This window comes from Streptomyces sp. NPDC057307 (genome assembly GCF_042667665.1).
Classification (GTDB): domain Bacteria; phylum Actinomycetota; class Actinomycetes; order Streptomycetales; family Streptomycetaceae; genus Streptomyces.
This window is the reverse complement of record NZ_JBHUZM010000086.1, coordinates 11,711-32,542: the sequence shown is the minus strand read 5'-3', so window position 1 is coordinate 32,542 and position 20,832 is coordinate 11,711. Positions and strand designations below refer to the sequence as shown.

The 20,832-nt window shown below is 69.0% G+C and carries 18 protein-coding genes, 1 tRNA gene and 1 pseudogene; 8 read left to right on the top strand and 12 right to left on the bottom strand.

Annotated features, from left to right (window positions below; all coding sequences use genetic code 11):
• Positions 1–162: 162 nt before the first annotated feature.
• Positions 163–562: pseudogene (locus ACFUN8_RS25280) on the top strand (tyrosine-type recombinase/integrase); the annotation flags it as partial.
• Between the two features lie 80 nt (positions 563–642).
• Here the strand turns inward: ACFUN8_RS25280 and ACFUN8_RS25275 are convergent.
• A tRNA-Val gene (locus tag ACFUN8_RS25275) sits at positions 643–717 on the bottom strand.
• A 209-nt stretch (positions 718–926) separates the two neighbouring features.
• Between ACFUN8_RS25275 and ACFUN8_RS25270 the strand changes: the two genes are divergently transcribed.
• The 4 genes from ACFUN8_RS25270 (at position 927) to ACFUN8_RS25255 (ending at position 4,166) form a co-directional block, all read left to right on the top strand.
• Positions 927–1,715, top strand: a complete 789-nt coding sequence (locus ACFUN8_RS25270; protein WP_383641789.1) for a DUF4097 family beta strand repeat-containing protein — start codon at positions 927–929, stop codon at positions 1,713–1,715.
• Positions 1,716–1,788: 73 nt separating this feature from the next.
• Positions 1,789–3,153 (top strand): hypothetical protein, encoded by a 1,365-nt coding sequence (locus ACFUN8_RS25265; protein WP_383641783.1) that lies wholly within the window; start codon positions 1,789–1,791, stop codon positions 3,151–3,153.
• Positions 3,154–3,311: 158 nt separating this feature from the next.
• Positions 3,312–3,935, top strand: coding sequence for a DUF4383 domain-containing protein (locus ACFUN8_RS25260; protein WP_383641780.1), 624 nt, complete (start codon positions 3,312–3,314; stop codon positions 3,933–3,935).
• A gap of 9 nt (positions 3,936–3,944) precedes the next feature.
• Positions 3,945–4,166: a zinc ribbon domain-containing protein gene (locus ACFUN8_RS25255; protein WP_383641777.1), complete on the top strand. Its 222-nt coding sequence runs from the start codon at positions 3,945–3,947 to the stop codon at positions 4,164–4,166.
• A gap of 56 nt (positions 4,167–4,222) precedes the next feature.
• Here the strand turns inward: ACFUN8_RS25255 and ACFUN8_RS25250 are convergent, their stop codons facing one another.
• Both ACFUN8_RS25250 and ACFUN8_RS25245 read right to left on the bottom strand, forming a co-directional pair.
• Complete coding sequence (locus ACFUN8_RS25250; RefSeq protein ID WP_383641775.1) at positions 4,223–4,867, bottom strand: response regulator; 645 nt, start codon at positions 4,865–4,867, stop codon at positions 4,223–4,225.
• Positions 4,858–5,997, bottom strand: coding sequence for a sensor histidine kinase (locus tag ACFUN8_RS25245; protein WP_383641772.1), 1,140 nt, complete (start codon positions 5,995–5,997; stop codon positions 4,858–4,860). The genes ACFUN8_RS25250 and ACFUN8_RS25245 overlap by 10 nt, the downstream gene beginning before the upstream one ends.
• Positions 5,998–6,106: 109 nt before the next feature.
• Here ACFUN8_RS25245 and ACFUN8_RS25240 point away from each other — a divergent pair, with 109 nt between their 5' ends.
• A complete protein-coding gene (locus ACFUN8_RS25240; RefSeq protein ID WP_383641769.1) occupies positions 6,107–6,736 on the top strand; it encodes a DedA family protein in 630 nt (209 codons plus the stop codon).
• Here the strand turns inward: ACFUN8_RS25240 and ACFUN8_RS25235 are convergent.
• The 3 genes from ACFUN8_RS25235 to ACFUN8_RS25225 form a co-directional block, all read right to left on the bottom strand.
• Complete coding sequence (locus tag ACFUN8_RS25235) at positions 6,705–7,538, bottom strand: HAD family hydrolase (RefSeq protein WP_383641766.1); 834 nt, start codon at positions 7,536–7,538, stop codon at positions 6,705–6,707. The genes ACFUN8_RS25240 and ACFUN8_RS25235 overlap by 32 nt on opposite strands.
• Positions 7,535–10,087, bottom strand: coding sequence for a phosphoribosyltransferase (locus tag ACFUN8_RS25230; RefSeq protein WP_383641786.1), 2,553 nt, complete (start codon positions 10,085–10,087; stop codon positions 7,535–7,537). Before ACFUN8_RS25230 ends, ACFUN8_RS25235 begins: the two co-directional genes overlap by 4 nt.
• 83 nt (positions 10,088–10,170) lie before the next feature.
• The gene (locus ACFUN8_RS25225) at positions 10,171–11,334 is read right to left on the bottom strand and encodes an HpcH/HpaI aldolase/citrate lyase family protein (RefSeq protein WP_383641763.1); all 1,164 of its coding nucleotides are present in this window, start codon (positions 11,332–11,334) and stop codon (positions 10,171–10,173) included.
• A gap of 190 nt (positions 11,335–11,524) precedes the next feature.
• Here ACFUN8_RS25225 and ACFUN8_RS25220 point away from each other — a divergent pair, with 190 nt between their 5' ends.
• Positions 11,525–12,481 (top strand): TerD family protein, encoded by a 957-nt coding sequence (locus tag ACFUN8_RS25220; RefSeq protein WP_383641760.1) that lies wholly within the window; start codon positions 11,525–11,527, stop codon positions 12,479–12,481.
• 127 nt (positions 12,482–12,608) lie between these two features.
• Here ACFUN8_RS25220 and ACFUN8_RS25215 read toward each other — a convergent pair whose 3' ends face one another.
• From ACFUN8_RS25215 to ACFUN8_RS25190, 6 genes are all read right to left on the bottom strand, one after another.
• Positions 12,609–13,346, bottom strand: a complete 738-nt coding sequence (locus ACFUN8_RS25215; RefSeq protein WP_382560174.1) for a Tellurium resistance — start codon at positions 13,344–13,346, stop codon at positions 12,609–12,611.
• Positions 13,347–13,531: 185 nt separating this feature from the next.
• Entirely contained in the window at positions 13,532–14,665 is a 1,134-nt protein-coding gene (locus tag ACFUN8_RS25210; RefSeq protein WP_383641756.1) for a DUF475 domain-containing protein, read from the bottom strand.
• Positions 14,666–14,716: 51 nt separating this feature from the next.
• A complete protein-coding gene (locus tag ACFUN8_RS25205; RefSeq protein WP_381869316.1) occupies positions 14,717–15,292 on the bottom strand; it encodes a TerD family protein in 576 nt (191 codons plus the stop codon).
• Between the two features lie 210 nt (positions 15,293–15,502).
• Entirely contained in the window at positions 15,503–16,078 is a 576-nt protein-coding gene (locus ACFUN8_RS25200; protein ID WP_023542053.1) for a TerD family protein, read from the bottom strand.
• A 218-nt stretch (positions 16,079–16,296) separates the two neighbouring features.
• A complete protein-coding gene (locus tag ACFUN8_RS25195; protein WP_383641753.1) occupies positions 16,297–16,791 on the bottom strand; it encodes a peroxiredoxin in 495 nt (164 codons plus the stop codon).
• A gap of 243 nt (positions 16,792–17,034) precedes the next feature.
• Positions 17,035–17,472, bottom strand: coding sequence for a DUF3052 domain-containing protein (locus tag ACFUN8_RS25190; protein WP_382560183.1), 438 nt, complete (start codon positions 17,470–17,472; stop codon positions 17,035–17,037).
• Positions 17,473–18,071: 599 nt separating this feature from the next.
• Between ACFUN8_RS25190 and aceE the strand changes: the two genes are divergently transcribed.
• On the top strand, positions 18,072–20,816 hold the full coding sequence (gene aceE, locus ACFUN8_RS25185) for a pyruvate dehydrogenase (acetyl-transferring), homodimeric type (protein ID WP_383641750.1): 2,745 nt from the start codon (positions 18,072–18,074) through the stop codon (positions 20,814–20,816).
• The last annotated feature ends 16 nt before the right edge of the window (positions 20,817–20,832 follow it).

The window sequence follows — 20,832 nt, the reverse complement described above, 5'->3', positions numbered from 1 at the left end:
TGCCTGGCAATACCCGCCGGTCGGTCGGAGTACCTCCGGACTACCGGCTCGGCGGACGCTCGCTGATCCGACGGGAATTGTCAGACAGGCCCTAGTGGTCTCAATGCCCGGGCGGAGCCACAAAACTGCCGGTGCCATCGGCAATGAGCCCAACTCCTCCTTAAGGAGCTGCCGCTGCCTGCTCTGTGCGTCGCCCCTCTGCGCTGGCAGCGGCTGCGGCAGACAGCCATGCACCAAGTTGCCGGATACCAGTAGGAAGAGACCGCATACGTCTTCACAACCCGCGGTAGCCGGCGGATCGAGCCGCGCAACTTGTACCGCTCGTTCACCCGTGTCGCTAAGACCGCCGGGATACCCGTAATCCGGCTGCATGATGCCCGCCACGGTTGCGCAACTCTGCTCACCGCTGCGGGCTTCGCTCCCCGCGTCGCAATGGAGATCCTCACGCGCAGTCAGACCGCGGTCACGATGGACGTCTACACCCATGTCGTCCAGGAGCCAACGCGGGGCCGTGGGTCAGCTGGACCGCATGTTGAAGCGGCAGCGTCCGGGCCGTGGGTGAAACGGGCCCGTTGATGTCAGATGTGGATGTCATGTGGACTCCGAAGGCCCCCAACCATGATCGGTTGGGGGCCTTCGTACTGGTGGGCGCGGACGGTTTCGAACCGCCGACATTTGCTTTGTAAGAGCAACGCTCTACCCCTGAGCTACGCACCCGTGGATGAGGCAACAGCGTACATGGAGCGGGGCCCCCGTTCGCAAACGCCTTCGCAGGCCGGGCCGCCCGGGGCCGCTCCGGTGGGGCGGGGGCGGGGGGATATCCCCACCACCGAGACGGTGGCCGACCGGATCGTTCGGGGGCGGTGGGATTCGTACCGTGGAGGCACATCACGCAGGACCATCTTGGGGGACCGATCACCGTGGACATGCTCCGAACGCACGACACCCGTCGTACCCGTCGCGCTCGCACCCTCGTCGCCGCCGGAGGTGCCGTGCTCGCCGTGGTCGCCGTCAGTGGGTGCGGGAGCGCCGACGCCGACGAGGCGCCGGTCGAGAAGCGGTCGTTCGCCTTCAGCGGGAAGACGCTGACCATCGCGTCGGGGAACACCTCGATCGACCTCGTGCCGTCGGACGTGAAGGACATCGAGGTGACGCGCCGGGTCGACGGCTGGGTGATGTTCGGTTCGGGGCCCGACCCCGTCTGGAAGCTGGAGGAGGACACCCTCACGCTCAAGGTGAAGTGCGAGGCCCTGGTGAACAACTGCGAGTCCCGGCACCGGGTGGAGGTGCCGCGCGGAACGGCCGTGAAGGTGAAGAACGACAACGGCAGCGTGCGCGCCGACGGCTTCGACACCGATCTGAACCTCCGCTCCGACAACGGCTCCGTCGATGTACGGAACTCCAGCGGCAGGCTCGATCTGTTCAGCGACAACGGCAAGGTGACGACCGACGGCGTCTCGTCCACCTCGGTGCACGCCCGGTCGGACAACGGAGCGGTACGGCTGAAGCTCACTTCCGTACCGGACAGGGTGGACACGTTCAGCGACAACGGGTCCGTCACGATCGACCTGCCGAAGTCCGACACCCGCTACGCGGTGACCGCCGAGAGCGACAACGGGAGCGTCGATGTGGACGTGCCCACGGACGACGACAGCGGCCATGTGGTGAAGGCCCGTAGCGACAACGGCAAAGTCACAGTCCGAAGCGCGAACTAACCGACCCGTGTGTTCGTCCCTTCCTGGTGGGAGAATGTACTCGGCAGGGGCGTAATCGGCACGGGAGAGGGATGTGACGGCGACACACGCGCAGCCGCACGCACGAGCGAGGGCGGGTGGCGTCCGTGATGTCCTCACCCTGATGCTGCTGCCGGTGCCGTTGGTCCTCGCGACCCTGCCGGGGGCCTTCGCCGGCGGGGGTACGCGGCGTTGGTTCGGCGGGCGCGGCGAGAATCAGCGGGCCGACGCGCAGGCCGCCAAGGACGCCGCCGCCGCCGCTTTCTACGAGCTGGACACGGCCCAGCGCGACCTGCGGATCTCGATAGAGACGATCACCGCGGTGGACAGCTCGCCGGGCGCGCGGCGGGTCGTGGACGAGTTCGCCAGGCTGGGACAGCGGATCGACGAGGCCAGCAGCGGCTACATCAACGCCGTCGACGCGCACGATCTCGACCGGCACGATCTGGAACCGTCCGTCGCCTCGACGGCCCGTACGGAGCTGACCAGGGCCAAGGACGAGCTTGTCCGTGTCAAGGGCGAGCTGGACCGCTTCGAGCGCGGGCTCGGCCCGCTGCTCGACAAGGCGGAGACACAGCTCGCCCGGCTGGCACCCGCCGTGGAGCGGGCGCGGCAGACGCTGCTCGCCGCGAGCAACGCCCTGGACGCGGTGCGTGGCTCCGGGCTGCGGGCCGACGACCTGGCGGCACGGCTGGCCACGCTCGGCCCGGAGCTGACCAAGCTCAACCAGGGCGCGGGCCAGCACGGTGTGGCCGAGACGATTCAGCGCGCCGACCGGGTGCTGCGGGACGCCGAGGCCGTACGGGCCGAGGCCGAGCGGCTGCCCGAGCGCGCGGCCGAGATCGACCGGCGGCTGGTGTCGCTGCGTACACGCGCGCAGGCCCTGACGACACGCGCGGGCTCCGTGGAGCCCGTCCTGAGCGAGCTGAGGCGCCGTTTCAGCGCCGCCTGCTGGCAGGACCTCCAGCCCGTGCCCGAGCAGGCGGGGATCTCCGTGCACCAGGCGGAGGAGAAGCTGAAGGAGGCCGCCAAGGCCCGCGAGGAGCAGCGCTGGCCCGACGCGACGGCCCTGCTCAGCACCGTCCGGGCGCTGCTGAACTCCACCGACGAGGCCGTGTCGGCCGCCGGTGACCGTCTGCAGCGGCTCAACGCCGTCTCGAAGGACCCGCAGCAGGAGATCGACCGGACGCGGTTCGCCGTGCGGGACGCGCAGCGGCTGGCGATGGCGGGCCGCAACACGCCCGACCCCCGGCACGCGCGCCCGCTGGACGACGCCGTGGCGCGGCTGGACCGGGCCGTGGCGGGGCTGGAGGGGCGGCATCCCGACTGGTGGCACTTCCTGACGGAGACGGAGGCGGTGCGCAACACGGCGGCCCGCGTCGTCGGTGAGATCCGGGACGAGCGGGGCGCGGGGGCCTGACCGGCCCCGGCCCCCACCGGTCCGCTCGCCATCCACCCCGCCACCCTCCCCGCTGCCCGATTTGTCCCCTCGCCGTGCCGGACGGATCCTTGAGGCACGTACAGAAGTGCGAAGTGCGAACGCAGACCACTGGCACGTACGGCTGAAGGGGGCCGCTCATGTCCGGTCAAGGGACCATTTCCCGCCCCGCACGGCAACGACGGCCACAGCGGCGGGTCAGGCTCGACGAACATCTGCCCGTCGACCACAGCCTGAGCCGGGTGTACCGGATCGGTGCGGGGCTGATCGGTCTGGTGCTGCTCGTGTTCGGCATCCTCGGGCTGGTCAACCAGATCGGTGTCTTCGGCACCGGCAGCCACACCACCGCCGGCCTGAACACCAACGGCGCGCTGAGCGTCCTGTCCATCTGCGTCGGCGTCCTGCTCTTCGTCGGCATGCTGATCGGCAAGAACTTCGCCTCGACGCTGAACATGATCCTCGGGCTTCTCTTCATCCTCAGCGGCTTCGTCAACCTCGCGCTGATCGACAGCGGATTCAACCCCCTCGCCTTCCGCATCCAGAACGTGCTGTTCAGCTTTGTGGTGGGTGTGCTGCTCATGTTCTTCGGCATGTACGGGAGAGTCAGCGGCAGCCTGCCGCACGACAATCCCTACTGGCGGGCCCGTCATCCCAGCCAGGTGGAGGACGAGCGGCGCGGCCGCGCCGCCGCCGGGCAGCGCGCGGTCCACGCCCACCGTGCCGAGACCTCCCACCGGCAGGGCGCGCACCGGACGGCCGGATAGCCTGGCCCCATGCCTCGCTACGAGTACCGCTGCCGCCCCTGCGACACGACCTTCGAACTCAGCCGTCCCATGGCCGAGTCGTCGGCGTCGGCTATCTGCCCCGCCGGCCACCAGGACACCGTCAAGCTGCTGTCCACCGTCGCCGTGGGCGGCTCGGCGAAGGGCTCACCGGCCCCCGCCCCCTCGGCCGGCGGCGGAGGCGGTTGCTGCGGCGGGGGCTGCTGCTCCTAGGACCTGATCGAGCGGACGCCCCGGGTCCCGAGCCGACCGACCGCCGGGGGCACGCCCTAGGTGTTCAGATAGCGCAGGACGGCGAGGACCCGGCGGCTGTAGCCGCCCGTTCCGCTCAGCTCCAGCTTTTCGAAGATCGCGTTGCAGTGTTTCTCGACGGCGCTCACCGAGATGTGCAGCCGCCGCGCGATGGCCGTGTTGGTGTGCCCCTGAGCCATTTCCCCGAGCACTCCCCGCTCACGCTCGGTGAGCCGGGACAGCGGATCCGTGCGGTTGGAGCGGGCCAGCAACTGCCGTACGACTTCCGGGTCGAAGGCCGCCCGGCCCTCCGCCACCCGCTCCAACGCGTCGAGGAACTCGTCCACTTGGACCACCCGGTCCTTGAGGAGATAGCCGACTCCCCCCGAGTCGGCGGTCAGCAACTCCGTCGCGTAGCGCTTCTCCACGTACTGGGAGAGGACCAGCACTCCCACCGCGGGCCATCGCTTGCGGATCTCCAGCGCGGCCCGTAGTCCCTCGTCGGTGTGCGAGGGTGGCATCCGGACGTCCGCCACCACCACATCCGGCTGGTCACGGGCGACGACCGCCAGCAGGGCCTCCGCGTCGGCGACCGCGTCCACCACCTCGTGCCCCTCCTCGGCGAGCAGCCGCACCAGGCCCTCCCTCAGCAGGGTCGAATCCTCGGCCAGGACTACTCGCATGGAATCTCCGCGGTGATGGTGGTGGGGCCGCCGGGCGGACTGTCGATCCGCAGGAGCCCGTCGAGGGCGTCGACGCGACGGGCCAGGCCGAACAGACCGCTGCCCGACAGATCGGCGCCGCCCTTGCCGTCGTCCGTCACCTCTATTCGCAACGTACGGGTGTCTTCGACAACTCTCACATCGATACTCGTCGCTCCTGAGTGCTTGACCGCGTTGGTGACGCTTTCGGACACGACGAAGTAGGCAACGGTCGCCGCGGCCTTCGGCGGCTCACCGCCGAGCCGGCAACGCAGCCGCACCGGCAGCGGGCACCGCTCGGCGACCGTCTCCAGCGCCGCTCGGAGACCCGCCTCGTCCAGCACCGTCGGATAGACACGCCAGGCCACCTCCCGCAGTTCGTCGAGAGCCTGGCTGCTCTGTTCGTGCGCCTGCCGCAGCAGTTCGTCCGCGTGCCGCGGGTCGCGGGTACGGCGGGCACGGCCCAGCAGCATCCCGAGGGCCACCAGTTGCTGCTGCACGCCGTCGTGCAGATCCCGCTCGATACGACGGCGCTCGTCATGCACCACGTCCACGACTCCCGCCCGGCTGACGGCGAGCTGCTCTATCCGGCGTTCCAATGCCTCCTGACGGCTGGGGCCCAGGAAGTGCCTGGCCAACTTCCCTTCGAACGCGGCGATTGCGAAGAACGCCGGTACAGAGAGGAGAAGGAGGAACAGACCGCCGAGGGTGGCGATCGCGAGCGTGCCCGGATTCTCGATCTCGATGATCGCCCAGGCGTAGACGAAGAAGGTGCCGTACGCGACGCCGAGCAGCGCGGTCAGCACCAGGCCGGCCCCGAACAGCCCGAGCGCCCAGCGCGTCGCGAGATAGCGCAGGGCTCCGGTCGGCTCGTAACTCGCGGAGACCCGCTCGTCGAGCATCGTGCGGAGCCGGTGCCGCTCCAGATCGACCAGGCTTCGCGCGCAGGCGCCCACCGGCCGCATGACCGCGCGGCGCCCCCGTGGCCATGCCCGCACGAGGAGCAGAGCTATGCCCGCGAGCAGCGAGAAGACCAGCTCTATCACCGCCGTGCCGCTTCCGATACCGAGTCCGACCCCGAGTCGCGCCCCTCGACGCACCACTGTGTTCACGATCAATAACGCTAGCGGGAGGCATGTGCCCGCACACTGCGGGAAACCTCAGTAATCCGTACGGTCCGCCTCAATGTGCCTGCCTGAGCAGGCACCTAGCGTGGGAGTCATGATCGCAGGCAGCAGCCCGCAGCAATGGGTAAACAGCTTGATGGACACGCTCGGAGCACCGGGCGCGGGCATAGCCATTGCCCTGGAGAATCTGTTTCCTCCCCTGCCCAGCGAGGTGATCCTGCCGCTCGCGGGCTTCGCGGCCAGCACCGGCGAGATGGGTCTGCTGGCGGCGGTGCTGTGGACGACCGCGGGCTCGGTCGTGGGCGCGCTCGCCCTGTACGGGCTGGGCGCGTGGCTCGGCCGGGAGCGGACGATCGCTCTCGCGTCCAAGGTGCCGCTGGTGAAGGCGAGCGACATAGAGAGGACCGAGGACTGGTTCAGCCGGCATGGCGCGAAGGCGGTCTTCTTCGGCCGGATGATTCCTCTCTTCCGCAGTCTGATCTCCGTGCCCGCGGGCGTCGAGAGAATGCGGCTGCCCGTCTTCATCGGTCTGACCACACTCGGCAGCGCGATCTGGAACACCGCGTTCATCATGGCCGGCTACGCGCTCGGCGAGAACTGGAAGGTGGTGAGTGGCTATGTCTCCACGTATTCGAAGCTGGTCCTGGGCATCGTGGTGCTCGTGGTCCTGGCCCTCATCGTCAGGCGGGTGGTCAGGACCCGTCGGGAGAAGCAGCGCGGCTGAGCCGCCGCAGGATCTCCTCTCCCGCGGCCACGCCGGTCTCGGTCAGTGTCTCCACGTGCGGGGCGCTCCAGCCGGTGTCGGCCAACTCGCCGTGACCGGGCCGCCAGCCACGGTCGGCGGCCAGCAGCAGATCGGCGTCGAGGAGGGAGTCCCCGGCGGCGAGGGTCAGTTCGGCGCCGGTCCGCCGGGCGACCTCACGCATGGCGGCGCTCTTCGTCAGCGGCCGCGGTACGGCGTAGATCTTCCGGCCCTGGAGGGAGACGGTCCAGCCGCGGCCGTCGGCCCACTCGGCGAGTTCCTTCACCCAGCCCTCGGGGAGCAGCGCGCGGTCGACGACGAGATAGGCGAACAGGTCCTCGGCGATCCGCTCCTTGAGCAGCCACGCGGGGTCGGCCGCGGCGAGAAGGTGCTCCCTGACTTCCTTGAGCGGGGCGCAGCTCTCGGCGAGGCGGTCCCGCACCCGGGTCTGCCAGGCTGGGTCGGACTCGCCGTCGACGAGGAGATGACCACCGTTGGCACAGATCGCGAACCGAGGGGCGGGGCCCGGCAGATGGATCCGGAAGTACTGCTCACGGGTGCGGGTCGTGGTGGGCACGAAGACCGTGCCGCCGGCGAGGTCTTCGAGCAGCCCGGCGGCCGTCTCCGTCAGGTACGACAGGGGCCGGCTCTCGTAGATCTCGACGCAGAGCAGTCGGGGGGCCTCGTCGTCCGGCATGGCGAGCTGGAGCGCGGCGGCCGAATAGATGAGGGTGCGGTCGAGGTCGCTGGCGACCAGCGCCGCCGCGGAGGTGGACACGTTCACGAGGTGGCCACCGCCGTGCCGTCCGCACCCGTGGCGCCACGGGTGTAGCGGGGGTGGATCAACCCGACGCAGGTGTAGGGAAGTCCGTCGACCTCCTCCACGGGTACGCCGCGCTGCTCGGCAAGCAGCCGGACGTGATCGAGGTCGGTTCCCGCGCCGCGCTTGGCCAGGATCTTCCAGGGGACGCGGCGCAGCAGGACACGGGTGGTCTCGCCGACGCCGGGCTTGACGAGGTTCACGTCGTGGATGCCGTACTCCTCGCTGATCCGCTCGACGGCGGCCCAGCCTTCCCAGGTGGGTGCGCGGTCGGTGGAGAGAAGTTCCTTGACCTCGGTGTCCACCGCGTCCGTGACGTCGGCGAAGCGGGCGGCGACGGTGTCCAGGAAGTAGCCGGACACATCGGCGTCGGCGAGTTCGCGGTAGTACTTCGCTCCGTGGAAGTCGTCGGGGCCGACGAGGTCGGCGCGCAGGACGGTACGGGAGATGAGCCCGGAGACGGTGGAGTTGAGGCAGGCGGAAGGGATGAGGAAGTCCTCACGGGTGCCGTAGGTCCGTACGCAGCCGCCGGGGTCGGCGAGTACCGCGATCTCGGGGTGGAAGTCGGCGAACTCGGCCAGTGCGTCGGCCAGTTCGCGGGTGATGGCGCCCTTGCCGGTCCAGCCGTCGACGAAGACGATGTCGGCCGGGTTGTGGTGGGCCGCGAGCCAGCGGATGGCGTTGGTGTCGATGCCGCGGCCGCGCACGATGGAGAGGGCGTAGTGCGGCAGGTCCAGGCCGTGCCGGTGCTGTGCCCAGCGGCGCATCAGAACGCCCACGGGGGTGCCGGCTCGGGCGAGTGAGACCAGCACGGGCCGCGCCCGCGTGGCTTCCGGGGAGGCGGGGTCGTCGTAGCGCCGCGGGTGCTCGGCCAGCACGGTATCGGTGACGGTGCCGACGGCACGGGCGATGCGGGCCGCGGAGGTGGCGAGGGCGGACCGGAAGAGTTCCTGGTACTCGACGCTGGGCTGGTACTCGACGGGCAGCGACTCCGCGTAGTGGGCGCCGCCGCTCTGTATCGCCTCTTCGCGCTCCTCCGTCGGGGCTTCCAGTTCCACGTCGGACAGGTCCTGGAGGAGCCAGCCGACGTCGTCGGCGGCGTACGAGGAGAAGGCGGGGCCACGGAGAGGGGCGGGCAGCATGGGGGGTTCCTGCCGGTCGGGGACGTGCGAAGCAACTGGGAGGTACGAGGGGACGACAGCGAGTACGACACGCGGGACCTGGGCGGCGAGCTGGGCGAGCAGGCCGTCCGGGGCGTGCAGTTCCGGGGAGTCCGCCAGGGAGTCGACGACCGCGACGACGGCGTCGAAGCCGCCGCCGGCGACGTTGTAGGCGTACCGGTCGCCGGCACCGTCGTCCGCCGGGAAGGCCGCGGTGTCGTGGGCCGGGAAGACGAGACGGCTGCGTATCGCGTAGCCGGGGTCGTCCACGGCGAGAACGGGCGAGCGGGTCGTGGTCGAGTAGCGGACCTCGATGCCGGTGACGGACCGCTCCAGTTCGAGGGCGAGGCGCAAGGGCGCGTACATCAGCTCCTCGAAGCCGAGGACAAGCACGCGTCGGGCGTCGCCCAGCTCCTGGGCGAGCGCGGCGGCCATGGCGGGCGCGGCGGCCTCCAGGCGGGCGCGGTGGGCCTGTGTGAAGCCGTGCCGCCCCCCGTCGGGCAGCCCGGCGGGCCAGCCGAGCGACACACGCACGACGCCGCCACCGGTCGCGTCCGGGCTGGAGGCGGAGGGGGAGGAGGGTGCGGGGGTGGTGGGGAGGGGGTGGGGGGAGGGGGAGGGGGCCCCCACCCCCAGCCCGAGTCCCGTACCGGAACCGTCCTCGTACTCCGCGACCAGGGCCTGGCCCCGTGCCAGTACGTCCTCCGGTAGGGCGACCGTGCCCGAGGCCATGGCCACCAGGTCGACGCGGGCGCCGATCTCCTGGGCGAATTCCGCCAGCCGGTCCCGGTCGGCGGCCGAGCGCATGTCGACCAGTGCCACGATCACGTACCACCGGCGCGGGTAGCGGGCGTGCAGAGCGCGAATCGTGTTGAGCACGGTGTTGCCCGTGGAGAACTCGTCGTCCACGAGGACCAGCGGACCGTCGCCCGCCAGCAGGTCCGGGTCCTCCGGGAGCAGCAGATGTGAGGTGGCGTGCGAGTGGGACTCCTCGAAGCCGCCCGCGGTGGCGACGCCGGCCACCGGACGGCGGGTGGAGTGCAGGTACGGGGCGCGCCGCACGCCGTCGGCCACCGAGTGGCCGAGGCCGGTCGCGGTCTCCGCGTAGCCGAGGATCACGGTCTGTTCGACGGCGTCGCCCAGCAGGTCCCGTACGCGTTCGCCGAGGGCCACGCCCGCGCCGTGCACGACGGAGGGCCGCTGCGGGACGTGTTTTCCCAGTACGTTCGAGACGAGGAGGTGGGCGCGCTTGGGGTTGCGGCGCAGGGCCAGGCCCAGCAGTTCGCGCAGTTCGTCCCCGCCGACGAGCTGTATGCCCAGCCGTTCGGCGACCCATGACCCCGACCACACCACGTTGCTGTTCTCCTCTGCCGTCTCGCTGTGCTTGTCGTTCCTGCCGGCGTCGTCCGGGGCACTTTCCCCGGCGCCCGTCCCGCTCACTCCACCAGCCCGGCGGCGAGCAGCTCCACGAAGCCGATGTCCTCCTTGGCGACGCCGAAGACCTCGGCGCGCTGCATGGTGCGTTCGGCCCAGGCGCGGTGGGGCTTCACCTCGTTCATCTTGTTCGTGTACGACGAGCGCAGCACGCCTCCCCCGCCCCGCTCCGGCCGCAGGATGTCCTGGGCGTCGCTGAACTCCTCGTGGCTGACCACCGACAGCGCGTGCACGGGCATGACGTGCGAGGGGTGGATGCAGGTCTTGCCGACCAGTCCGTTGGTCTGGTCGAGCTGGATCTCGCGCAGCAGTCCGTCGAGGTCGTGCTCGATGAGGGCGGTGCGCAGTTCCTCGGCCCGTCCTTCGAGGAAGGGGCTGCGGCGGAGCTGCGGTTTGAACATCCGCTCGTGGAGTCGGAAGTACTCCCACACGGGGCCGGTGATCGTGAAGCCGGTGCCGTCGGAGCGGCCGAGGACGTTCACCACGTCGGCGATGACGGCGGAGACGATGCGTACGTCGTACGCGGTCATGTCGGGCGAGCGGCGGAGCCCGTACGCGGAGCAGAAGTCGGTGACGCCGAGCCGCAGCGCGAGTACCCGCTCCCGGTATTTGTCGACGGTGCGGGCGATGCCGGTGAGGGTCTCGGCCCGTGTCTCCAGATGCAGCAGCTCGGGCGATTCGAGTACGGGCATGGCGAAGAGCCGCCGCCCGCTCTCATGTTCGGCCGAAATCAGTGCTTCGAGGAAGGGGACTCCACGCTCCTCGGTGAACTTCGGCAGTACGAATCCGGACAAGATATGGGCGGCGGTGCCGAGCCGGCGTACGAGGTCGGGTATCTGGTCCGGTTCACGGACCCGGACGAAGAGCAGCGGCAGCTCCACGCCGCGCCGGTCGAGGTCGGCGAACTGCCTGACCAGGTTCTCCTCGGCCCACTCCACTTCGGAGTCGTCGATGGAGTCCTCCAGGCACAGCACCATCGACACGACGCCCCGACCGGCCAGTTTGACCACGTCGTCCGCCAGCCGTGGCCTGGTCGCGGGGCTGTAGAGGGTGGCCCCGAGGGCTGCGGACAGCGTGCGGGCCGGGGAGGCCGAGGTGAACTCAGCGGGCTCCTGGTGGAACAACGTTTGCCGAGCAGTGGACGGAATATGCCCGAAGTGACGCATTTACATCCCCCGTACTGCCACGGTGGTCGCGTTGACATGTGGCCGGTAATAGTACGTATGGACGGGAGTCAGGAGTTCCACACCTGCATGAATTTCAGGTAACTCGTCCACTTCTCGCCCCTCTCTCACCCCCGCTCGGCCTCCTTCCACCATGCCCCCACGTTGTCCGCGCGGCCTGCGGGAAGGCAGGATGACCGGTATGACGCACGCGATGGTGAAGGGCTCGAACGTCCCCCTCGACGCCATGGCCGTAAGGGCTGTGTTGCGCTGGACCCCGGGGGCGGGGGTCCCCGACGTGGACGCGTCGGCGCTTCTGCTGGGTCCTGAGGGACGTGTGCGCTCGGACGAGGACTTTGTCTTCTACAACCAGCCCCGTCATCCGTCGGGCCTGGTCAGGCGGCTGCCGAAGAAGCAGGTGCCCGAAGGGCTCACCGACACCGTCGAGGCCGATCTGGCCGCACTGGACCCGAGCGTCGACCAGGTGGTGCTCGCGGCGTCGTCGGACGGGGCGAGTTTCCAGCATGTGCACGACCTGAGGGTCCTGCTGTACGACGCGGCCCAGGCCGACGGCGACCCGCTGGCCGTCTTCGACGTGCGCCCGGAGACCGGCGAGGAGACCGCGATCATCTGCGGTGAGCTCTACCGGCGCGGGAACCACTGGAAGTTCCGGGCCGTGGGCCAGGGCTATCCGACCGGTCTGATCGGGCTGGCGACGGCTTTCGGTATCTCGGTCGACGAGACGGAAGGGGTCGACGGCGCCCCGCAGGGCTCGGAGGGCGTGACCGCCCAGATTCCCGGCGGGCCCGGACAGCCCGTCGCGGTACGTGGCGGGCCGCAGGCACCACCCGCGGCGCCCGCGCCGCAGCCGCAGTTCCCGGGTCAGCCGCAGGGGCAGTCCGGCTACGGCTATCCGCAGCCCGCGGCCGCCCGGCCGGCCTACGGGTATCCGCAGCCCGCGTCGCCGCAGCCGGCTTACGGCTATCCGCACGCGCCCGCCGCGGGGCCGGGTCCTCAGCCGCCGTCGGCACCGCCGGTGCCGCAGGGGGCTCCGGCGTACGGCTATCCGCAGCCGGCCGCGGCGGCGGCTCCCGCGCCGGACCCTAATTTCCGGCTGCCGCCGATGGGGCCGCAGTTCGTCCGGCCGTAGTCGGTTCGTACGGCGGTGGCCGGCTCGTCGTGCCGGTGGCCGGCGCGGCGGCCCGTACCACCGGCGGCACCGCGCGCGGCACCGCCGTGTCCGCCGCGCGCCACCGCCACCCCCGCGCGGCAGCCGCTCACGTCTTCGTCTTGTAGCCCCGCCCCCACTGCAGGCCCCACCCGTACAGCCGGTCCAGCTCCGCCTGGAAGCCGTACACGAATTTCACCTCGCGCCGCACCACCAGATCGCCCTTGACGGTCTCCAGTGAGAACACCGCGCAGGACCGGGCCTGCGGTGCCCGCTCGTCCAGTTCGATCTCGACGCGCGGGCCGTTGCTCGGGTAGAGCGTGACGTTGGCGTGGGTCCGGTCGAAGGCCGGGGTGCGGTCGTAGATGTAGACGAAGACGAGCAGCCGTTTGATCTCTTCCCGGTGGTCGAGGTTGATGAATATCGTCTCGCCGGACGGGGCGCCGAAGCGGTCGTCGCCGCTGAGTTTCACATACGGCGGCTCATTCAGACTGCCGAAGAATCCGCCCAGCGGCTGCACAACACCCTTGCTGCCGTCGGCGAGTTCGTACATGCACCCGATGTCGAGGTCGACGTTGACCACACCCAGGGTGTGTGCCTGCACCACGTCGGGCTTGAAGAGTTTGAACGGGTGCCGCAGCAGCCCGCTCCCCTGCTTCGACCGTCCCTCGATGTCCGAAGTACGCATCCGCCACGACAGGTTGACCCGTAGATTCCCGGTGGCCGCGCCCTGTTTCGTGAGCGAGACGGACGGATTGCGCTTGGTCAGCTCGATCGAGTTCGTCGAGGAGCTTCCCGAATCGAATTGCGAGGCTTTGCTTCGCCATAGATTGTCCCAGAAGGCCATCCCCACCCCACCCCCATCATTTCCTACTCGTCGGACGCCCAACGGGACGCCGTACGGCGCCGCACGAGCGCCATGTCGAAGCCGTACAGAACGTGAACAGCGGGGCGGCCGGAAGGCTTCCGCCTCAGGCCGCCCCGCTCAGAGCGTTCCCGCTATCCCCGCCTGGTCACACCCAGGAGGCGGACTCAGACATGGACTGTTGTCTTGTCCTCCGAATCCTCGCCACCTTCAGCCGCAACTCGCTTGTTGCGGACCACGGATGACCAGAAGGAGGCGGCGATCAGGACGATGCCGACGAGACCGGTGATGATCTCGTGGATCTCGTGCTCGATGGTGATGAGCAGGATCGCGGCGAGCGCGCCGATCGCGTAGTGCGCGCCGTGCTCCAGGTAGACGTAGTCGTCGAGGGTGCCCTGGCGGACCAGGTAGACGGTGAGCGACCTGACGTACATCGCGCCGATACCGAGGCCGAGCGCCATCCAGAAGATGTGGTTCGTGATGGCGAAGGCGCCGATGACTCCGTCGAAGGAGAAGGAGGCGTCGAGGACTTCGAGGTAGAGGAAGAGGAAGAAGGCGGCCTTGCCGGCGAGGCCGACGGCCGAGACCTGCTTGCCTTCGGCCTTGGCTTTCTCCTCCTCCTCGTGTTCGCGCTCCTCTTCCTCTTCGAGTTTGTTCTCGAAGAAGCTGGAGAGCCCGTTGACGACGAGGTAGGTGATCAGACCCGCGACACCGGAGAGCAGTACGGTGGCCGACTTGTCCTCGTAACCGGTGCTGGTGTGCGCGTTGGTGGCGAACGTCATGGCCGTGATGAGCAGGACGACCAGTGCGACGCAGACCGACAGCATGTCGACCTTGCCGAGCTTGGCCAGCGGGCGCTCCAGCCAGGCGAGCCACTTGATGTCACGGTCTTCGAGGATGAAGTCCAGGAAGATCATCAACAGGAACATGCCACCGAAGGCGGCGATGGCCGGGTGCGCGTCGGTGACGAGTGCCTCGTACTGTTCGGGCTTGTCCAGTGCCAACTGGACGGCATCGATGGGACCGACCTTGGCGCTGATCGCGACGATGGCGACGGGGAACACCAGCCGCATTCCGAACACGGCGATCAGGATGCCGATGGTGAGGAAGATCTTCTGCCAGAAGGCATTCATCTTCTTCAAGATCCCGGCGTTGACAACGGCGTTGTCGAACGACAGGGAGATCTCAAGGATCGACAGGATCAGTACGATCCCGAACGCCTCCCACCCCCACTGCCAGGCCGCGAAGGCAAGGCCGGCCGCCGTGATGGCGAACGACCAGCCGAAGGTTTTCAGGATCACTGGCTACCCCATCTGGTGTTTAACGGGTTTTCCCCCGCGCAGAGCACTGCTTTACGAAACGTTGACCCCGAAGTCTAGAGCGATGCCGCGCAGACCCGACGCGTACCCCTGTCCCACGGCCCGGAACTTCCACTCGCCGCCGTACCGGTACAGCTCACCGAAGATCATCGCGGTCTCCGTCGAGGCGTCCTCCGTCAGGTCGTAGCGAGCGAGCTCCTGGCCGTCCGCCTGATTGACGACGCGGATGAACGCGTTGCTGACCTGGCCGAAGGTCTGGCCGCGGGCGTCGGCGTCATGGATCGACACCGGGAAGATGATCTTGTCGACATTCGCGGGGACGGAGGGGAGGTTGACCAGCAGGGACTCGTCGTCGCCGTCGCCCTCACCGGTGAGGTTGTCGCCCGTGTGCTCGACGGAGCCGTCGGGGCTGGTGAGGTTGTTGTAGAAGATGAACCACTCGTCGCCGAGCACGCGCCCTGACTGGCAGAGCAGTGCGCTGGCGTCGAGGTCGAACGGCGCTCCGGTGGTGGAGCGCGCGTCCCAGCCGAGACCGATCAACACCTGGGTGAGGTTCGGTGCGGCCTTGGAGAGGGAGACGTTGCCTCCCTTGGCGAGTGTGACGCCCATGATGGTGAGTCCTCCCCAGAGGTGACGTGAAGCCGGGCACGGCGCGCCTGACGCCGTACTCGTGGTGCGTGTACGTGGTGCTTCGCACACCGGGCCCGGATGATGCCCGGCCCGTGGTGCTCGTGGTGCGTGTGCGGGCCGGGACCCGCACGGTGAGGCGCGTCCGGCGCCGCACTCGGATGTGCGGCGCCGGACGGACGGACGAGCGGCTCAGACGTTGACGCCGAAGTCCTGCGCGATGCCACGCAGGCCAGAGGCATACCCCTGTCCGATGGCGCGGAACTTCCACTCGGCGCCATTTCGGTAAAGCTCTCCGAAGACCATCGCGGTCTCGGTCGATGCGTCCTCCGTCAGGTCGTACCGCGCCAGTTCGTTGTTGTCCGCCTGGTTGACGACGCGGATGAACGCGTTGCGCACCTGGCCGAAGGACTGCTGGCGGCTCTCGGCCTCGTAGATCGAGACCGGGAACACGATCTTGTCGACGTCCGCGGGGACGCCGGCGAGGTTGACCTTGATCGCCTCGTCGTCGCCCTCGCCCTCACCGGTGGTGTTGTCGCCGGTGTGCTCGACGGAGCCGTCGGGGCTCTTGAGGTTGTTGAAGAAGACGAAGTTTCCATCGCCTGTGACCTTGCCCTCGGCGTTCGTCAGCAGGGCGCTGGCGTCGAGGTCGAAGTCGTTACCGGTGGTCGTGCGGACGTCCCAGCCCAGACCCACGGTGACCGCGGTCAGGTTGGGCGCGGCCTTGGTCAGCGAGACGTTGCCGCCCTTGCTGAGGCTGACTCCCACGAGTCCTCCCTTGATGAGTTTCACAGGGGCGGGCGGCCTCGGCGCCGGCCACATTCGGCGGCCGTCGCCGTGCGTCGCGCGCCCCCTGGTGCAATTGGCATCGGATCAACGAGTGGATCCTAGTGACCGGTTCCCGCCCCTTGTGCGGTTTACGGGGGACAATCCCGCTCCCACAAGGGTTTTCGTGCGGGACCGCGTCCACGAGTGGCGAGTTGTCGTCACAGAGCGGCAAGGGCCTTGACGTAGTCGTCAAGATCGCGCGCGTCCGGCAGCCCGTTGACGACCGTCCAGCGCACGATGCCCGCCTTGTCGATGATGAAGGTGCCGCGCAGCGCGCAGCCCTTGTCCTCGTCGAAGATCCCGTACGCCCGTGAGGTCCGGCCGTGCGGCCAGAAGTCCGAGAGCAGCGGGTACTCCAGGCCCTCCTGCTCGGCGAAGATCCGCAGGGTGTGGATGGAGTCGGTGGAGACGGCGAGCAGCTGGGTGTCGTCGTTGACGAAGGTGGGCAGTTCGTCGCGGAGCGCGCACAGCTCGCCGGTGCAGACGCCGGTGAAGGCGAACGGGTAGAAGAGCAGCACCACGTTCTTGCCGTCGTCCTCGGGGCCGCTCCGGAAGTCGGAGAGCCGTACGGTCCGCCCGTGGTTGTCCTTCAGGGTGAAGTCCGGCGCCTCGGCGCCGACGGCAAGGGCCTCGACGGCCCCGGCGGCCCCCATGCCCCCGACGGCCTCGCGTTCCCCGTCCGGTGTCCCCGGTCGTCCCGTCTCCGTCCGTCCCGTCCCCGTCCGTCCCGTTCCCGTCATCTGCCGCACGCCCCCTCGTTCTCTCCGGTCGGCACCACCCTACGCAAGGGCCCCCGGCGGCGGATGCCGACGGGGGCCGTCGTTACGTGCGAGGCTTGCGAGGCACATCTGCCAGGCTGCCGCTTCGGCTTTCGCGCTCGGATGCGGCGCCCGTTCTCAGCGCTTGGACTTCGCCGCCTTGGGCGTGACCAGCCGGCTGCCCGTCCAGTCCTTGCCGGCGTTGATGCTCTTGGTCTGCGCCAGGCCGGCGGTCTGGGCGGCCTCGTTGATGTCGCTGGGCTCGACGTAGTTGTCACGGCCTGTCTTGGGCGTCAGCAGCCAGACCGCTCCGCCCTCCTCGATGAGGCCGATGGCGTCCACCAGCGCGTCCGTCAGGTCGCCGTCGTCGTCGCGGAACCAGAGCACGACGGCGTCGGCCACGTCCTCGTAGTCCTCGTCGACGAGCTCCTGGCCGATGACGGCCTCGATGGACTCACGGAGCTCCTGCTCGACGTCGTCGTCGTAGCCGATCTCCTGGACCACCTGTCCGGGTTCGAACCCAAGCCTCGCGGCAATGTTGGTTCGTTCCTCCGCGTGGTCCGCGGTCGCGCTCACGGATTGCCTCCTGATCATGTTTTGGAAAATGCTTCAGCCACGCGCGTACGCGGGGCGCTGGCCGTAGTCCACACGGGCCGGGCGGATCGCGCAAGTACCCGACGGCCGAGACCGCCGAAACGGGTACGTTCCGGCCGCTTCGTCGCATCTCCTGACACCCCGATAACACCGGCTGTGATGCCCGCGGAGAGTTTCCGCCCCGTTTGTCATCCTACGCGGCTTCGGTACGCCAATCGGGTCCGAACGGTCGAACGAAACGCATAGTCGCCTTGAGCGTAAGATTGCGATTTGGCCGGACCCGGAACACGGCGGACGACCGGGCCGACGGCCAAGCGGACGAAGTGATCGCGCGGAATTCGTCGCGGTGTGAGGGTTACCCCTCGGTAGAGGTGACGTTTCCGTCGCCGCGGTACACGATGGATACGCCGTAAGGCCCGCTCCCCGTGCCTGTTCCCTGGCGGCAGAAGAGGCAAGCTCCACCCGACAGCAGATGTACTCGCAGGACCCACAGGCGTGCCCAGCGTGATGACGTGACCGGTCGGACGGCCGGCCCGGCCCGGACGCGAGGCGCGACACGACCCGAACAGCGAAGGAAAAGTGTGGCTTCCGGATCCGATCGCAACCCGATCATCATTGGCGGCCTTCCCAGCCAGGTCCCGGACTTTGATCCCGAGGAGACCCAGGAGTGGCTCGACTCGCTCGATGCCGCCGTCGACGAACGGGGGCGTGAGCGCGCCCGCTACCTCATGCTCCGGCTGATCGAGCGCGCACGCGAGAAGCGCGTGGCCGTGCCCGAGATGCGCAGCACCGACTACGTCAACACGATCGCCACCAAGGACGAGCCGTTCTTCCCCGGCAACGAGGAGATCGAGCGGAAGGTCCTCAACGCGACCCGCTGGAACGCCGCGGTGATGGTCTCCCGCGCGCAGCGCCCCGGGATCGGCGTCGGCGGTCATATCGCCACCTTCGCGTCCTCCGCCTCCCTGTACGACGTGGGCTTCAACCACTTCTTCCGGGGCAAGGACGGCGGTGACGGCGGAGACCAGATCTTCTTCCAGGGGCACGCGTCCCCGGGCATCTACGCCCGCGCCTTCCTGCTGGACCGGCTCAGCGAGGCGCAGCTCGACGCGTTCCGCCAGGAGAAGTCGAAGGCCCCGGACGGGCTGTCCAGCTATCCGCATCCGCGGCTGATGCCGGACTTCTGGGAGTTCCCGACCGTCTCGATGGGCCTCGGTCCGCTGGGCGCGATCTACCAGGCGCGGATGAACCGCTACATGGAGGCGCGCGGCATCGCCGACACCTCCCGGTCGCATGTGTGGGCGTATCTGGGCGACGGCGAGATGGACGAGCCGGAGTCGCTGGGTCAGCTGTCGATCGCGGCCCGTGAGGGTCTGGACAATCTCACCTTCGTCGTCAACTGCAACCTGCAGCGGCTCGACGGCCCGGTACGCGGCAACGGCAAGATCATCCAGGAGCTGGAGTCGCAGTTCCGCGGGGCCGGCTGGAATGTCATCAAGCTGGTCTGGGACCGTTCCTGGGACCCGCTGCTGGCGCAGGACCGCGACGGTGTGCTGGTGAACCGGCTGAACACCACGCCGGACGGGCAGTTCCAGACGTACGCGACGGAGACCGGCGCGTACATCCGTGAGCACTTCTTCGGTGACGACCAGCGGCTGCGCGCCATGGTCGAGGGGATGTCGGACGAGCAGATCCTGCATCTGGGGCGCGGCGGCCACGACCACAAGAAGGTGTACGCGGCGTACGCGGCGGCGAAGGCGCACAAGGGCCAGCCGACGGTGATCCTCGCGCAGACCGTGAAGGGCTGGACGCTGGGTCCGAACTTCGAGGGCCGCAACGCGACCCACCAGATGAAGAAGCTGACGGTCGCCGACCTGAAGGGCTTCCGTGACCGGCTGCATCTGCCGATCACGGACAAGCAGCTGGAGGACGGGCAGCCGCCGTACTACCACCCGGGCAAGGACTCGGAAGAGATCCAGTACATGCACGACCGCCGCAAGAGCCTGGACGGCTATGTGCCGACCCGTGTGGTGCGGTCGAAGGCGCTGGCGCTGCCCGGCGACAAGACGTACGCGGCGGCGAAGAAGGGGTCGGGTCAGCAGTCGATCGCCACGACCATGGCGTTCGTGCGGGTGCTGAAGGACCTGATGCGGGACAAGGAGATCGGCAAGCGTTTCGTGCTGATCGCGCCGGACGAGTACCGCACGTTCGGCATGGACGCGTTCTTCCCGAGTGCGAAGATCTACAACCCGCTGGGCCAGCAGTACGAGTCGGTGGACCGGGAACTGCTCCTGGCCTACAAGGAGTCGCCGACCGGCCAGATGCTGCACGACGGCATCTCGGAGGCGGGCTGTACGGCGTCGCTGATCGCCGCGGGCTCGGCGTACGCGACGCACGGCGAGCCGCTGATCCCGGTGTACGTCTTCTACTCGATGTTCGGTTTCCAGCGGACCGGCGACCAGTTCTGGCAGATGGCCGACCAGTTGGCGCGCGGTTTCGTTCTGGGCGCGACCGCGGGTCGTACGACTCTGACCGGTGAGGGTCTTCAGCACGCGGACGGGCACTCGCAGTTGCTCGCCTCCACGAACCCGGGCTGTGTCTCCTACGACCCGGCGTTCGGCTACGAGATCGCGCACATCATGGAGGACGGGCTGCGCCGGATGTACGGGCAGCCGCACCCGGGCGAGGACCCGAACGTCTTCTACTACCTGACGGTCTACAACGAGCCGATCCAGCACCCGGCCGAGCCCGAGAACGTGGACGTCGAGGGCATCCTCAAGGGCATCTACCGCTACAAGCGGGGCGAGAGCGGCTCGATCCCGGCGCAGATCCTGGCGTCCGGCGTGGCCGTGCCGTGGGCCGTCGAGGCGCAGCGGCTCCTCGCCGAGCAGTGGGACGTGCGCGCGGACGTCTGGTCGGCGACGTCGTGGAACGAGCTGCGCCGGGAGGCCGTCGACGTGGAGCGGCACAACCTGCTCCACCCGGAGGAGGAGCAGCGCGTGCCGTACGTGACGAGCAAACTCTCCGACGCCGAGGGCCCGTTCGTCGCGGTCTCGGACTGGATGCGGGCCGTGCCCGACCAGATCTCGCGCTGGGTGCCGGGGACGTACCAGTCGCTGGGCGCGGACGGTTTCGGCTTCGCGGACACGCGTGGCGCGGCCCGCCGGTTCTTCCACATCGACGCGGAGTCGATCGCTCTCGGGGTGCTCACGGAGCTGGCCCGGGAGGGCAAGGTGGACCGTTCGGTGCTGAAGCAGGCGGTGGACCGCTACCAGCTGCTGGACGTGGCGGCGGCGGACCCGGGCCCTGAGGGCGGCGACGCGTAGCAACTGGCAAGCAGTA